Annotated in this window: 17 protein-coding genes and 1 pseudogene; all 18 read right to left on the bottom strand. The window is 42.1% G+C overall.

The window, feature by feature from the left end:
* Window positions 1–51: 51 nt before the first annotated feature.
* Window positions 52–1098, bottom strand: coding sequence for a dTDP-glucose 4,6-dehydratase (gene rfbB / locus O3651_RS02605; protein ID WP_061909284.1), 1047 nt, complete (start codon window positions 1096–1098; stop codon window positions 52–54).
* Window positions 1099–1339: 241 nt separating this feature from the next.
* Window positions 1340–1933: a dTDP-4-dehydrorhamnose 3,5-epimerase family protein gene (locus O3651_RS02600; RefSeq protein WP_371609477.1), complete on the bottom strand. Its 594-nt coding sequence runs from the start codon at window positions 1931–1933 to the stop codon at window positions 1340–1342.
* Between the two features lie 4 nt (window positions 1934–1937).
* A complete protein-coding gene (gene rfbA / locus O3651_RS02595) occupies window positions 1938–2807 on the bottom strand; it encodes a glucose-1-phosphate thymidylyltransferase RfbA (RefSeq protein WP_125356235.1) in 870 nt (289 codons plus the stop codon).
* A gap of 134 nt (window positions 2808–2941) precedes the next feature.
* Window positions 2942–3756: pseudogene (tmpA, locus tag O3651_RS02590) on the bottom strand (ZIP family manganese transporter TmpA).
* 22 nt (window positions 3757–3778) lie between these two features.
* Window positions 3779–4249, bottom strand: a complete 471-nt coding sequence (locus O3651_RS02585; protein WP_371609476.1) for an 8-oxo-dGTP diphosphatase — start codon at window positions 4247–4249, stop codon at window positions 3779–3781.
* A 108-nt stretch (window positions 4250–4357) separates the two neighbouring features.
* Complete coding sequence (locus tag O3651_RS02580; protein ID WP_371609475.1) at window positions 4358–5398, bottom strand: hypothetical protein; 1041 nt, start codon at window positions 5396–5398, stop codon at window positions 4358–4360.
* A complete protein-coding gene (locus tag O3651_RS02575) occupies window positions 5395–6507 on the bottom strand; it encodes an NAD(P)/FAD-dependent oxidoreductase (RefSeq protein ID WP_371609474.1) in 1113 nt (370 codons plus the stop codon). Before O3651_RS02575 ends, O3651_RS02580 begins: the two co-directional genes overlap by 4 nt.
* Before the next feature lie 11 nt (window positions 6508–6518).
* Window positions 6519–7316 (bottom strand): Nif3-like dinuclear metal center hexameric protein, encoded by a 798-nt coding sequence (locus O3651_RS02570; RefSeq protein WP_371609473.1) that lies wholly within the window; start codon window positions 7314–7316, stop codon window positions 6519–6521.
* Window positions 7303–7992 (bottom strand): tRNA (adenine(22)-N(1))-methyltransferase TrmK, encoded by a 690-nt coding sequence (locus tag O3651_RS02565; RefSeq protein WP_371609472.1) that lies wholly within the window; start codon window positions 7990–7992, stop codon window positions 7303–7305. The genes O3651_RS02570 and O3651_RS02565 overlap by 14 nt, the downstream gene beginning before the upstream one ends.
* A gap of 119 nt (window positions 7993–8111) precedes the next feature.
* Window positions 8112–8375 carry a hypothetical protein gene (locus O3651_RS02560; protein ID WP_371609471.1) on the bottom strand — a complete coding sequence of 88 codons (264 nt, stop codon included), beginning with the start codon at window positions 8373–8375 and terminating at the stop codon, window positions 8112–8114.
* Entirely contained in the window at window positions 8372–8986 is a 615-nt protein-coding gene (locus O3651_RS02555) for a hypothetical protein (RefSeq protein ID WP_371609470.1), read from the bottom strand. The genes O3651_RS02560 and O3651_RS02555 overlap by 4 nt, the downstream gene beginning before the upstream one ends.
* Window positions 8983–9612 carry a hypothetical protein gene (locus tag O3651_RS02550; RefSeq protein WP_371609469.1) on the bottom strand — a complete coding sequence of 210 codons (630 nt, stop codon included), beginning with the start codon at window positions 9610–9612 and terminating at the stop codon, window positions 8983–8985. The genes O3651_RS02555 and O3651_RS02550 overlap by 4 nt, the downstream gene beginning before the upstream one ends.
* Complete coding sequence (locus O3651_RS02545; RefSeq protein WP_371609468.1) at window positions 9609–10238, bottom strand: hypothetical protein; 630 nt, start codon at window positions 10236–10238, stop codon at window positions 9609–9611. Before O3651_RS02545 ends, O3651_RS02550 begins: the two co-directional genes overlap by 4 nt.
* Window positions 10235–10864: a hypothetical protein gene (locus O3651_RS02540; RefSeq protein ID WP_371609467.1), complete on the bottom strand. Its 630-nt coding sequence runs from the start codon at window positions 10862–10864 to the stop codon at window positions 10235–10237. The genes O3651_RS02545 and O3651_RS02540 overlap by 4 nt, the downstream gene beginning before the upstream one ends.
* Entirely contained in the window at window positions 10861–11469 is a 609-nt protein-coding gene (locus O3651_RS02535; RefSeq protein WP_371609466.1) for a hypothetical protein, read from the bottom strand. The genes O3651_RS02540 and O3651_RS02535 overlap by 4 nt, the downstream gene beginning before the upstream one ends.
* A gap of 10 nt (window positions 11470–11479) precedes the next feature.
* A complete protein-coding gene (locus O3651_RS02530; RefSeq protein ID WP_371609465.1) occupies window positions 11480–13072 on the bottom strand; it encodes a virulence protein in 1593 nt (530 codons plus the stop codon).
* A complete protein-coding gene (locus O3651_RS02525) occupies window positions 13063–13422 on the bottom strand; it encodes a cingulin (RefSeq protein WP_371609464.1) in 360 nt (119 codons plus the stop codon). Before O3651_RS02525 ends, O3651_RS02530 begins: the two co-directional genes overlap by 10 nt.
* Before the next feature lies 1 nt (window position 13423).
* Window positions 13424–13696 (bottom strand): TIGR04197 family type VII secretion effector, encoded by a 273-nt coding sequence (locus O3651_RS02520; protein ID WP_313963627.1) that lies wholly within the window; start codon window positions 13694–13696, stop codon window positions 13424–13426.
* Between the last annotated feature and the right edge of the window lie 249 nt (window positions 13697–13945).

The following is a 13945-nucleotide window of genomic DNA, read 5'->3' as shown; positions in this document are numbered from 1 at the left end:
GACAATCCAAAGACAATTGAGAGGCTAGGACTTTTGTCCCAGACTCTATTCTTACTTAATCACTTGTTGCGTCTTAGCATAGTTAGCTTCGACTGCTTCTTTTTCTGATTTCCACCAGTCTTGGTTGTCCGTGTACCACTTGATTGTCTCTTTGAGACCCGCTTCAAAGTTGGTAAACTCTGGCTTCCATCCTAGCTCGTCGCGGAGCTTGCTAGCATCAATGGCATAGCGAAGGTCGTGACCTGCACGATCGGTCACATGGTCATAAGCATCAGCTGGCTGTCCCATTTCCTTGAGAATAAGTTCCAGCACTTCCTTATTATTCTTCTCACCGTCTGCACCAATCAAGTAAGTTTCGCCGATTTGTCCCTTGGTCAGAATCGTCCAAACGCCTGATGAATGGTCATTGGTATGAATCCAGTCACGGACGTTTTTACCTTCACCATAGAGTTTTGGCTTGATACCACTCAAGATATTGGTGATTTGGCGCGGAATGAACTTCTCGATGTGCTGGTAAGGACCATAGTTGTTTGAACAGTTAGAAATTGTCGCTTTCACGCCAAATGAGCGCACCCAAGCTTTGACAATCAAGTCTGAAGCTGCCTTGGTTGATGAGTAAGGCGAGCTTGGATTGTACTTGGTTTCAGCCGTAAATTTCTCACCTGGACCTTCTCCATGACCTGGCAAATCTTCACGCAGAGGCAAGTCTCCATAAACCTCGTCAGTTGACACATGGTGGAAACGAATGTCGTATTTACGTGCTGCTTCCAAAAGTGTGTAAGTTCCGATGAAGTTGGTGTGGATAAATGGACTCGGGTCATTGAGCGAATTGTCATTGTGGCTTTCTGCCGCATAGTGAACGATAGCATCCGCTTCAGAAGCAAGCTTATCTACCAAGGCTGCATCAGCAATATCTCCAACAACCAACTCAACGCGGTCACCTAAAATTTCTTCAATATTGGCACGATTACCCGCGTAAGTCAGCTTGTCCAGCACAGTCACATGAACATCTGGAAAGTTATTGTAAACATAGTGAACAAAGTTAGAACCGATAAAACCAGCTCCGCCTGTCACGATAATTTTTTTGTATTCAGTCATTTTTATTCCTTAAACTTTTTTATAATTGCCTTAAGTGGTGGGGACGCAAGCAAACCTCCGGTTTCATTGCTTATTTTTGAGCCTAACGTCTCAAAAATCCCCTGTCATGTAACAAACTAGATAATTTGTTACATGACTTACACCACAGCGGCAATCATTTATTTAACTCGCTTCGCTCGGATAGGAGCTGAGCTAAATCATATATTTCAATATAAATTAATGCGTCAGAAAAGAATTCTTCTTACAAATCTTCTTTTCTTAGTGGTTTGACATCCTTAAGTAATGGATGATTCTTGTCTGCTTCTGAGACTTCTGCTGCTTCTAGGTTTTCCCACTGAATGCCTAGAGCTGGATCTGCATAGTTGACAAAGGCATACTTAGGTTTGAGTTCTAAAGCCCAGTAGTCATTCACCAGATAGCTATAGGAAACCGTGTCAGAAAGGACTTGGAAGCCGTTGGCTACGCCGCGTGGCACAAAAATCCCCTTGCTGGCATCGATTACTGTCTGGTAGGTATTGCCAAAAGTCTCACCCTCACGCAGGTCAACCCAAGAACCCAGCACCTTACCGTCATCTGCAACTGAGATGTACTTGTCCCAAGGCTCAGCGTGAAGCCCACGCAGGACATTTTTACGAGAAAAGCTGACATTATTTTGCAATTTTCCTTCTGCAAAGAAGCTTTCAGGGAAGCCTAGAGGCAGCATTTTTTCCTTTTGGAAATTTTCCTTAAACCAGCCTCGGTTGTCCCCGCGCACAGGGATATCAAACTCCAACATACCTGGGATTCCAGGAACCTCACACGCTGCTAATTCCTTGTCAAAAAATTGTTCTGTCATCTTCTTATTCTTCTCCAATCAAGCGCAAGAGATAGTGGCCATATTCATTCTTTTTTAACGGCTGCGCCAATTCATGCACTTGCTCTTTAGTGATATAGCCCATACGATAGGCAATTTCTTCCAGATTTGCTACCTGAACGTTCTGCATCCGCTGAACTGTTTCGATATATTGAGCAGCTTCTAAGAGACTTTCATGAGTTCCTGTATCCAACCAAGCAAAACCACGTCCCATGAGCTCAACAGACAAGTCACCACGATCCAAGTAAGCCTTGTTAACATCAGTGATTTCCAATTCTCCGCGAGGACTTGGCTTGATGTTCTTGGCAATTTCTACAACATCATTATCGTAGAAATACAGTCCTGTAACTGCATAGTTAGATCGCGGCTGTTCTGGTTTTTCTTCGATGGAGATAGCATTCATATTTTCATCAAATTCTACAACACCAAAGCGTTCTGGATCCTTTACATGGTAGCCAAAGACAGTTGCTCCTTTTTCTTTCGCCGCAGCATTTTGGAGCATTTTGCTCAGACCTGGTCCATGGTAAATATTATCCCCAAGAATCAGCGCTACATTGTCATCTCCAATAAAATCAGCCCCAATGATAAAGGCTTGTGCCAGTCCGTCCGGACTTGGCTGCTCAGCATAAGAGAGCTTGATGCCAAACTCAGAGCCGTCACCCAGCAGATCCTCAAAACGAGGCAGATCCGTCGGAGTGGAGATAATCAAGATGTCCTTAATACCAGCCAGCATAAGAGTTGACAGTGGATAATAAATCATGGGTTTGTCATAAACCGGCATGAGTTGTTTTGACGCAGCGCGGGTCAATGGGTACAAACGAGTACCAGAACCACCTGCAAGAATAATACCTTTCATATGAGTTTCCTCTCTTAATGTATTCCCTTTATTTTACCATTTTTGAAAGCGGATGTCACCCTTTTCACTCCCCTTAAATAAAAGAAAAAGAGCGAAAATTCCGCTTCCTTCTGCTCTTTGATTCTAAATTGGCATCAACCTAAAGCTACATCCAAAACCATCATGAGAACGAAGCCCACCATGAGACCTAAGGTCGCCACATCGGTATTGCCATTGGTCTGCGAATCCGGTATCAACTCCTCTACCACCACGAAAATCATAGCTCCTGCCGCAAAGGAGAGGGCATAGGGCAGAATAGCCGTCATGGCCATAACAGCAACTGCCCCCAGAACAGCTCCGATCGGCTCCACAATAGCCGACATGGAACCCCAGTAAAAGGCTTTAAGCCGAGACTTGCCGTCCGTCCGAATCGGAATGGACAGAGCCGCTCCTTCTGGAACGTTCTGCAGGCCAATTCCCAAAGCTAGGCCAATCGCGCCGACAAAGGCTTCTGGACTAGGATTGGCGGCCAAAGCGCCAAAGGCTACTCCGACTCTGGAAAATTGTGAATGGTAATGGCTAAGAAGAGCAGAGCTGTCTTGGACAACTTCTTCCGGCTATGCTTAGGAACACTCTCTGCCTCCGAAATGTCTTTGCTCAAGTGCAAGTGAGGCACAATCGCATCAATCAACCGCAGGAAAAAACCGCCCACTAAAAAACCAATCGCTGCAGGCAGCCAGGATAGCTTGCCATAAGAAACCTCCGCATACTCAATTGACGGTGCCAAAAGCGACCAAAAGGAAGCCGCAATCATAACGCCCGCCGCAAAGCCCATCATAATATCCAGCAGCTTGCGACTGACCTGTTTAAAGAAAAATACAATAGCCGAGCCCACAATAGTACATCCCCATGTAAAAAGCCCAGCCAAGAACGCCTGCATAACCACAGGCTGCGATCGTAACCAGTCCATAACTTCTCCCTCTCCTCTCAAATCAATCATACAAAATTGTTTTGGTCTCTCCGATACAGTGTTCTTCCTCATTCCAGTAATGAATCCGCTCGAAAGAGCCTTTCCGCCAGTAGAGAGGCAAACGTTCACGTATGTCGTTCTGCATATCTATTTGGTCAAGTTCCGAAATCTTCCACCATTTGGGCTCCCCTTCATGATCGTTTCCCCTGACTTGCCCTTCAAATGCAGTACAAAGAAAATCGTAATACACATACCGTTCTTTTTTACTCGGATTAGTGAAACCTGAAATCCCCTTCAATTCCAAGTTTAGAGCAGTCAGCCCTGTTTCTTCTTTTAATTCGCGCCTTGCAGCTTCAAAAAAAGATTCTGGAAACTCCACCTTCCCGCCTGGTTGTATCCACCCTTTAAAGTTATCATGCTGGCGATTAAGCAGTAAAATTTCATCACCTTTTTTAACACAAATATTGACCCAATTCAAAATAGTTTCTGTCATATCAAACCTTCTTTACATGGAACTAGTAACTCTAGGAAAACCGCGTTCAGATGCCTACACAACCACAAGCTGTAATTGAACACAAGCTCCAAAAAAAATTATTCCAACTCAATATTCTTTATTTTGGATAGAAAATCGAACGATCTGATGATTTTGAACAATGACTTCGTATTTACCAAATCCAGAATATTTGCTATGTTTCCCGACACTAATGACCATATGATAGCGTGCATCCGGTAGCTTCGTTAAATCTAGCTGCTCTTGTAAAATCTGCTTGATTTTATCATCATTCCTCTGGTCTTGGCCAATACTAATAATAGATCCATCGTCTTGCTCCACGTTCAAAATTACCTTCATTTCAATGGCAAGAGCCTCTTTTTCCAACATGTCAGAAATAGGGATTGGGTACAAGCCCTGCAAAGGCTGGCCTTCTGCCCGATTCTTCTTTATCAGAGCCTCGTACGCATCAATATGTGGCGCATCCTTATCTATCATAAAATCAAGGGATTCTAGATATAGTTTCTTCTTATCCGCCCTTGTAAAGCTATCTTTTACAGTTTCTAAAGTTTCACTATAACCTGGACTCAGCTCAAGTCCCGTATAAGCGATGCTAGGGAAAGCTTGATAAATAGCATCTCCCTTTTCAAGCTGTAGGTCAATATCCGTTTTTCCATATTTCTCATCCCGAGAGGTGTAATACTCAATTCGGTCACCGATCTTAACCGTTTTCCCCTCAATTTCCTCAGAATACTCAGCACTGATTAAATAACCAGCAAAAGAGGTATAGTTTTTATTAGCATCTAAAACTCTGACCGTTCCTTCAAAACCGCTCTTCTCATAAGAGCGCTGAACAGCCTGTACCATTTCATATTTCGGCACTCGTACAAAAACTCCCCATATATCTATGAAATTCAGAAACATAGAGACAAGAGCCATGAGAAAAACGATCGCCACACTAGATAGGAAACAGCCCAAAACACCAAAGCCTACTTTCTTTTTTGTATTCTTTGCTAGTTCCTGATTTCCTCCATTATTTTGAGCAATAAGAGGATGTTGAGAACGACTTTTGTGTCTAGTAAATAGAATAAGTGAGATTGATATTAATATTGATATTACTAATAAAAGTAAAATGAGGAATATTATAATCATTTGTTTTCCTTAAGTATCTTCTTCTCCACGTACCGTCCAATAGGATAGTCAGATGGATCTAGCAGTCCTGCTTCTCCTAAAACCATCTGGGCCAATTGGCGTCCGATGAGCGGACCAGTTGTCAGACCAGAAGAACCTAAGCCGCTGGCGGCGTAGACATGCGGTAAGTCTGGAACAGCGCCAAAGAAAGGAGAAAAGTCGCTGGTATAAGCCCGCGTTCCCACGCGCTCGCCTAAAATCTCTGCAGTAGACAGCCTCGGTAAATAAGTTTCTGCTTCTCGCTGCAACTGGTTCAGCATAGTCTTATCAACTCTCAAATCAAAGCCCTGATCATTTTCATGACTGGCACCGACACTGATCTTGCCTGCTAGAAAAGGAATGATATCCAGCTCGCCCTCAGGCATGACAACTGGATAGTCGTCCGTCTGCTCAGCCAGCTTAAAATCACGCAGCTGACCTTTTTGCGGACGAACATCTGTCTCATAGCCCAGTGGCTGCAAGATTTCTCCCAGCCAAGCTCCCACAGCTAAGATAACACAGTCAAAGCTCCGACCATCCACCAGAAGTTGCTCTCTATCTACTGTCAAGATTACCTTTTTCTCAACTAACTCTGCCTTGCTGGCTTTCAGAAGCGTCTCCGTCAAGAGTGCTCCCTCCACACGGGCGCCACCGGAAGCATAGAGAAGTTGCTCAAAGCCTTGCAAGTCTGGAAATTTCTCCTGGGCTTCCTGACGGCTGAGAAGACTCAAGTCCCCAATCAGCGGCGACTCTTCACGACGATTAGCAGCCAAATCATAAAGTTCCTGCAGCTTGCTCTCATCCTTTTTCAACAGATAAACACCTGTCTGTTGGTAAAAGTCTGTCTGGATTCCAGCCGCTTTCAGTTCCGCAATCAAGTCCTGATAAAAATCAGCGCCCAGACGCGCCATCCTGTACCAAGCCTTATTGCGCCGCTTGGAAAACCAAGGACTGATAATGCCAGCGGCTGCCTTGGTTGCCTGCCCCTTGCCGTCATCAAAGGCAGTCACTTCCACATCTGGGGATTTGGATAGATAGTAAGCGGCTGTTGAGCCAACAATCCCAGCTCCAATCACTGCTACTTTTTTCATGTCGCTCCCTCTTAAATATGTCGGAAAGGATTGGTCAAAGCCTGACTAGCCAGAATCTCAATCTCCCAGCCTTCTTCTACCTTCCAAAGATCAAACTTTTCTTTCAATTTTTCCGTAAAAAGAACCTCGATATGGTGTCCAGGATCCAGAGCTAAAAGCCCTTCTGTCAGCATTTCCTGAGCTGTATGATAGTAAATATCACCTGTAATGTAGACCTGCGCTCCCTTGGCAATGGCCTCTGGATAGAAGGACTGACCACTGCCGCCACAAATAGCTACACGCTCAATCACGCGTTCGAGATCCGCTTCTTCATAAGTGACCAGACGCAAACAATCTAGTCCAAAAGTTTCCTTGACCTTAGCCGCAAAGTCCCCAAAGGTCTGAGGAGCAATATTCCCTACGCGACCAATACCGTGTTCTGGCCTTGTCTGACTGAGAAAACTTGTCTCCTCAATTTCCAGAAGCTGACAGAACCAGTCGTTAAGTCCGTCCTCCACGACATCAATATTAGTATGGCTGACATAGACAGCAATATCATGCTTGATGAGGTCTAAAATCATCTGATTTTGAGCCTTATCCGCCACTAGGTCCTTGAGCGGACGAAAAATAGGCGCATGCTTAACAATAATCAGTCCAGCACCTACCTCGATAGCCTCCGCCACCGTCTGCTCACGAATATCCAGCGCTACCAGAACCTTGTCCACTTCTTTGGCCAAGGTCCCGATTTGCAGGCCTGAAATGTCGCCCTCCATAGACAGTTCTTGCGGGCAGTATGCTTCATAACGGGCGATGATTTCACTTGCTAACATGGAGTACCTCCTTGATACTTTCGATTTTTTTGGACATAGCAGAGCGTTCTAGATGATTCTTTTCTGGGATATGGGCTAGAGCTTCTTCGAATTTCTTCAGTTCTTTCTGCCATTTTTTCCGAAAAACTGGCGATTGCTGTTCTAACAGGAAAGGACCAAAGCGTTTTTCTTGCTCCGTCAAAGTTTGCTGGCCTGCTTCTGCCACTAGGATTTCGTAAAACTTACCAGCCTCTTCTAAGATATCCTCAGCCAGCAAACGAAAGCCGTTGGATACCAGCCAGCTGCGGAGCTCATCCTCTCGATTATTGGGCTGCAAAATCAAGCGGGAAACAGACGCAAGTTTCGCTCTGCCATTTTCCAAAATCTCTGAAATCAAGCGACCACCCATACCAGCGATAACGATGGTGTCAATCTGATCCTCCGCATCAAAAGCCGCCAGACCATTGGCCAAGCGAACCTCAATCTGCTCCGTCAGCCCATGCTCTGCCACATTTTTCTGGGCAGACTGAAAAGGCCCCTCTACCACTTCACCGGCCAGAGCCTTCTCAATCCGTCCCTGCTGAATCAGGTAAATAGGCAGATAGGCGTGATCGCTCCCAACATCCAGCAACTTTGCCCCATCTGGCACAAAAGCAGCTACTCGCTCCAAGCGCTGGGAAATAGTCTTTTTTTGCATTGCTTACTCTTTTCTAAACATTCTTCTACTCAGTATATCATTTCTGTATCATCAAGTGAAATTATTTTGTTTTAGTCATTTGTACCTTCTATCTAAATTAAGCTTCCCCATCAAATCGTTTAACACTTATAGAATAGTGAGTTTTTTCTCAATAGTAAGAGGAGTAAAGGAATCCCCTTCAACATTATAAGCAACACCCGCCTCTTATCGAAAGTGCCTTTCCTCAAGGATAAATTTGAGAAAAAATCTTCTTGTAATGCATCATTGTTCCCAGCATTTGAGTAAGAAATTTGCTCATCTTCTGGGAACCACATTTTACCAGCAAGCTCTAGATAACCATAAGGTATCTTTTTTGTATAATCACCTTTAATATAAATTCTCAATCTTCTTCCTCATCGTCGTAAACTCGTTCACCATGGATTTGGATATACTCCTCGCGCTTCCTATCCAATTCTTTCCAGAGTGGCTCGTCAATGGCTTTCATAACCTTTATCTCTTCTAAACTAATATCGACTGCTTCGTCGTAGGTCAAATTCAGCAGGGCTGCATGTTTCGTTTTAAATTCTTCAATACTCAGCCATGTTTCTTTGTCGTCTTCGCTGATTTGACCGTCAATGACAGATGCTACTTCAATCGCCATGATATAGAGAGCTCGCTTATCAACCGTTAGAATATCCTTATGAGTCGTGATTATTCGAAGATAGTCTCCTTTTTCTCGCCCATCACTTTCATAAGAATCTTCAAAATCCAATATTAGATACTCATATTTAAATGAATTCCATGGATTATCTCCTATTCTAAAATCAGCTATTCCCCAACGCTCATCATTTGAAGAAAATTTGTCCAAACTAACGCTAAAATAAAAGTCATCATCACGTGCGTAAGAAAAACCAACTTTCACTCCCTTACGTTCCTTGAACCACATTTTCCAAGGATATTCCATACAGGCCTGATAGATACTAGTTTCGTAGTTGCCTTTAAGATATAGTCTCACTCGTCTTCCTCGTCGTCTAACTCCACTTCTCCATGGATTTTGATGTATTCTTCATTCCTGCGGTCGTCTTCTTCCCAAACTGGGTCTCTCACATCGTCCATAAACGGAATTTCTTCAAGACTCAACTCATTAGCCTGTTCATAACTCATTGAAAGGATATCTTCATGCCGATTTTTAAATTCCTCCACACTTAACCAGCTCTCTTTATCATCTTCGCTAATCTGACCATCAATCGCAGTCGCAATTTCAATCGCCATAATATAGAAGGCACGTTTATCAACAGTGAGAAGGTCAAGGTGGGTAGAAGCTAAACGTAGACAGTCTCCTTTTTCTCGATAGTCTGTTGCTGGATTATCTTCGTAATCTAATTCAAGATTTTCATATACATGACTCCCAAATTTATTGGTAATCCCTTCTTTCAACTGAACATTATTCCATCTATTATCATGCATCCACTTATTTAATTTTAAGTGAATAGTTGGGTCTGTTTTAAATGGGCGAGTATTTCCAAAATAAGAAAAATCTACTGGCTTACCATCTTTAGATTCAAACCACATCTTTTTCGCTAGTTCTAAATAATCAAACGGAATTTCTTTGGTGTAATCGCCTTTGATATATAGTCTCACTCGTCTTCCTCGTCGTCATAAACACGTTCACCATGGATTTGTATATATTCTTCACGAAGGCGCTCTTCTTCTTCCCATAAAGGATCTCTTACTGGCACCATTGTCTTTAATTCTTCCAAACTAATTTCAACCGCTTCATCATAAGTCAGTGAAAGAACATCCTTATGTAGCTCCTTAAAAGTCTCTACATCCATCCAGGTCTCTTTGTCATCTTCGCTGATTTTCCCATCAATTGCACCTACAACTTCAACTGCCATAATATACATAGCACGTTTATCTACGGTTAAAACATCTATATGGGATGTTGCGATACGTAGATAATCTCCACGTTCTCTCCACTCTGTAATGAAAGTTTTTTCAAATTCAAGGGATATGTTTTCATATTTAAAGGAATTCCACGGATTTTTTAAATCATAAGAGGGAATATTATTCCATCTAGAGTCACAAAAACGCCATTTATCAAAGCTTACTACAAAGTAAAAATCATCTTGTAACATGGCATCATCACCAACATTTGAGTATGTAATAGGATGACCATTCCATTCCTTAAACCACATTTTCCAAACAAGCTCTCTAGTTGTGAAGTCTATTTTTTTCGTAAAATCACTTTTAATATAAATTCTCACTCGTCGTCCTCATCGTCATAAACACGTTCGCCATGGATAGCTATGTATTCTTCACGCTTCTTATCCAATTCTTCCCAGATGGGTTCGTCAATAGCGTCAATCGTCTGAATTTCTTCTAAGCTCATCTCATTTGCTTCATCAAAAGTCAAAGATAAGATATCTTGGTGCTTTTCCTTGAATTCCTCGACTGTTAGCCATGTTTTCTTATCATCTTCACTAATTTTCCCATCAATCGCAGTCGCAATTTCGAGTGCCATAATATACATAGCTCGTTTATCAACAGTGAGAAGATCAAGGTGCTTAGAAGCAATTCTTAAACATTCACCTTTTTCACGAAAATCCGACATGATAGCATCTTCATAGTCTAACTGTATATATTCTGACTTATGGGATAAAAAATCATATTTTATCCCTTCCTTAATCTGAACACTTTTCCACCTATCATCATGAGTTTTCTTGTCTAATTCTAAGTGAATAGAAAGTTTCTCAATTGGTAAATCTAGATACCCAGCATACGACAAATCCGGCTCTATTCCATCTTTTTCCTCAAACCAAATCCTTTTCGCTAGTTCTAAGTAATCAAACGGAATTTCTTTGGTGTAATCGCCTTTGATATATAGTCTCATAAATCTGAGATATCGCCTCCATGTTCTAGTATATATTCTTTTCGACGAGCAGCTTCTTCCTCCCAAAGAGGGTCGTCTACAACATCCATCGTTTGAATTTCAATCAAACTTCGTTCATTTGCTTCTTCAAAAGTCAGAGATAGAATAGCCTCGTGCTTTTTCTTAAATTCCTCGACTGTTAGCCATGTCTTCTTATTATCCTCGCTAATTTGCCCATCAATCACCTTTGCAATCTCAAGCGCCATAATGTACATGGCTCGTTTATCAACTGTCAAAACTTCTAGATGGGTGGTTAAAATACGGAGATAGTCTCCCTTTTCATTATAATCCGTAGCAAACGCATCTTCAAACTCTATCTCAATACATTCGTTAAGATGTGAAAAGAGTCTTCGTACCCCTTCCTTTAGGGGGACACTAGACCATCGCTTATCTGCAGTACTTTTCCTCAAGGATAAATTTACAGAAAAATCCTCTTGTAATGCATCATTATTCCCAGCATTTGAGTAAGAAACTTGCTTTTCTTCTGGAAACCACATTTTTCCAGCTAGTTCCAAATAACCATAAGGTACTCTTTTTGTATAATCACCTTTTAAGTATAATTTCATTATTCACTCCTTATTGCATCAACCAGTTAAATGCTTTCCACATATTTTTGATAATTTCCTCTTTTGCACCTTGACCAAGTCCTTTTAGTTCAGACTGTTTATTTACCCATTCTACAATATCCTTTCTGCTTGAAATAGTTGAAGCTTTGATATCTATGTCGAGGTCATAACCTGACTTTCCACTCCCTGACTGAACTTGGATTTTCCCACTATTTGGCTCGGCATCAACTCGAATGTTATCAAGCTTTTTACCTTTAACTCGTCCAGAAACTTTTTTTCCAAAAGTCTTACTCGTCGGTTTAGTCGCCTGCCAGCTGTCGTAACTTTGGGCAAAGCTGACATTTAAACTAGCATTGGCTGTCCAAGTCTTGATAATAGCATCATTAATGGCATATGTGCCACCAGCAATTATCGTCGCTCCTGTCGCAAAACCAGCCGCTGCCGCTGTTTCTATGGGAATAGTTAAAGTCCCAAAACTTGGTATAGAAACTACTAAGCCTGCCGCCCCTCCTCCTAAGCTTATTGTATCAATCATAGCACCAAGGGCAATACTTCCTAGGCCCGCTAAGAACTCTGCCGCATTTTCTCGGATACTTTCCCAGAATTGCCCCCCTCGCTCATCATTCAGACGCTGAGTGTATTCTTCATCAAAATTACCATTTTTTAGAACAACCCACACTTCACCAACAACTGGGACATCACTAACTTTGGTAGGTATAAAAGTCAGTATATTCCCCTCATGATCAAAGCGTAAAGATTGATTGAATTCTTGAATCAAGATTGGCCAGTCGCTAGAAGGTTTCCCCTCTAAGTAGGCCAGCAATTGTTTACGATAGTAAGCCGCTGCTTCATCAGGCAGCATCAATTCTCTGATACTCTGATTAATCAAAGAAATCTTAGGATCTACTCCTCTTCCATAAGTACGAATTTCTTCATTTTTCAGTTTTGAAACCCAAGACATGTCCGCACCATTTGTATAGTAGTTTCCTTCTGCATCAATTGTGATTTGACTCAATGACACTGCTCCTTGAATAGCTAGTCTCAAAATTTCTAGACTGTCTGTAAAGTATTTTGAAACATCTGCCACAAACCATTCCAGCTTGTCAATTTTTTCCTGAATTTCCCGAATGCCGATATTTAGCTGGTTTTCCAGCACTGTCAGAGCATTCGTCTTGGACAGATTGTCAGCTAATTCCCCTGTAAGTCCATCAATAATCCGGCGAAATAGAAATTGATACTCTGCCAGCTGAGCTTGAGTTTTCTCTAGCATCTCCTGTTTTGTTTCCAACTGTTCTTTCAGCAAGTCAAGATCCAGTATCCCATACTCAGATACGGTGGAGTCAGCATATTTATAAGAATTCAGCTCCTCCTGAATATCATCAATAGCAGCTTGCAGCTTTTTGATAGCAGGGATTATAATTTCTGTAAATAAGCCTTTTCCCGCTGTATAAGCCGCTCCCTGCAGCTCACCCGACTCCAAAGAGGCAATCAGGTGATCGCAGCCACTAGATAGACGATCGGTCACCTGATTAGCTACCTGCAGGTTGCTAGTCATCGCTTGGATAAGCTGTGCTGAATCTGTTGCACTATATTTCACTCCCATGGCAGACTATTCCTTTCTTTGGTCAGTTTTTCTCGCTCTTCTTCCAGAGTCTTTCTTGTTTGACGACCGAGCTTTTCTAGTTCATCCATCTGCACCCCCACATAGTTCTTAACCTGTTGATTAAGATGGTGAGTCTCTGCTAAATCACGACTGAGGGAAGCAGTATTTTGCGGATACTCATAAAGTAGATTTTCCATTCGATTCGTCAAATATTGGAAATCCGTCGCAAAATTTACTAGAGAATCTTCGTATTGATGTTTGAGAGCCATAAATTTATCTTCTTTTTGATCAACTTTGAGAATTTTTTCGTAAAGTTCCTGGCGTTCTTTTTCGCTTTTATCTGCCTTCATCTCAACTCTCCCAGCGCTTAGCCTGCTCTATATCGCGTTTCTCAATTTTTGCAGCAATTTCTGGAAATTTATTGGCCTGAGTTAAGACGGCCGAACTGAAGTCACTGATAGCCTGCAGCATTTGATTGCAGGCTTGACGGCCAGCTTCCATTCCAGCAATCCCTGTTGTATAGAAAAATTCAACTTGTTGATTTTGTGCATTGCTGGTATCAACTCCAACTAGCTCGCTGATAGCAGATCCAGCTGAAATAGTGTTTGATTTAATTTGTCCCATCTTCGCTTCTCCTTTTATTTATAGAATTACCAACATACCTTTTCATTATATCACATTCCTCAAAATCATAGGTTCTTAAACAAAAAGAGACTGAAACAAAAATGTTTCAGTCTCGCCTTATTATGTTAAGAGACTATTAATATGGTTGATAACTGTTCAATGGCCAGCGGTTGCTGAGCAATAACTCAGAGTTGGAACTATTTATAATGACTTGAAGCTCTTTAAATCTGAAACTAGATAGTAGAAAGA

Origin of the sequence: Streptococcus sp. 27098_8_73 (assembly GCF_041432495.1) — a bacterium.
Lineage (GTDB): Bacteria > Bacillota > Bacilli > Lactobacillales > Streptococcaceae > Streptococcus.
This window is presented reverse-complemented; position numbering and strand designations above follow the sequence as displayed.

Excerpts from the sequence above, each read along its gene's own strand:
- rfbB (WP_061909284.1), bottom strand. The coding sequence starts at position 1,098 with ATGACTGAATACAAAAAAATTATCGTGACAGGCGGAGCTGGTTTTATC.
- O3651_RS02600 (WP_371609477.1), bottom strand. The coding sequence starts at position 1,933 with ATGACAGAACAATTTTTTGACAAGGAATTAGCAGCGTGTGAGGTTCCT.
- rfbA (WP_125356235.1), bottom strand. The coding sequence starts at position 2,807 with ATGAAAGGTATTATTCTTGCAGGTGGTTCTGGTACTCGTTTGTACCCA.
- O3651_RS02585 (WP_371609476.1), bottom strand. The coding sequence starts at position 4,249 with ATGACAGAAACTATTTTGAATTGGGTCAATATTTGTGTTAAAAAAGGT.
- O3651_RS02580 (WP_371609475.1), bottom strand. The coding sequence starts at position 5,398 with ATGATTATAATATTCCTCATTTTACTTTTATTAGTAATATCAATATTA.
- O3651_RS02575 (WP_371609474.1), bottom strand. The coding sequence starts at position 6,507 with ATGAAAAAAGTAGCAGTGATTGGAGCTGGGATTGTTGGCTCAACAGCC.
- O3651_RS02570 (WP_371609473.1), bottom strand. The coding sequence starts at position 7,316 with ATGTTAGCAAGTGAAATCATCGCCCGTTATGAAGCATACTGCCCGCAA.
- O3651_RS02565 (WP_371609472.1), bottom strand. The coding sequence starts at position 7,992 with ATGCAAAAAAAGACTATTTCCCAGCGCTTGGAGCGAGTAGCTGCTTTT.
- O3651_RS02540 (WP_371609467.1), bottom strand. The coding sequence starts at position 10,864 with ATGAGACTATATATCAAAGGCGATTACACCAAAGAAATTCCGTTTGAT.
- O3651_RS02535 (WP_371609466.1), bottom strand. The coding sequence starts at position 11,469 with ATGAAATTATACTTAAAAGGTGATTATACAAAAAGAGTACCTTATGGT.
- O3651_RS02530 (WP_371609465.1), bottom strand. The coding sequence starts at position 13,072 with ATGGGAGTGAAATATAGTGCAACAGATTCAGCACAGCTTATCCAAGCG.
- O3651_RS02525 (WP_371609464.1), bottom strand. The coding sequence starts at position 13,422 with ATGAAGGCAGATAAAAGCGAAAAAGAACGCCAGGAACTTTACGAAAAA.
- O3651_RS02520 (WP_313963627.1), bottom strand. The coding sequence starts at position 13,696 with ATGGGACAAATTAAATCAAACACTATTTCAGCTGGATCTGCTATCAGC.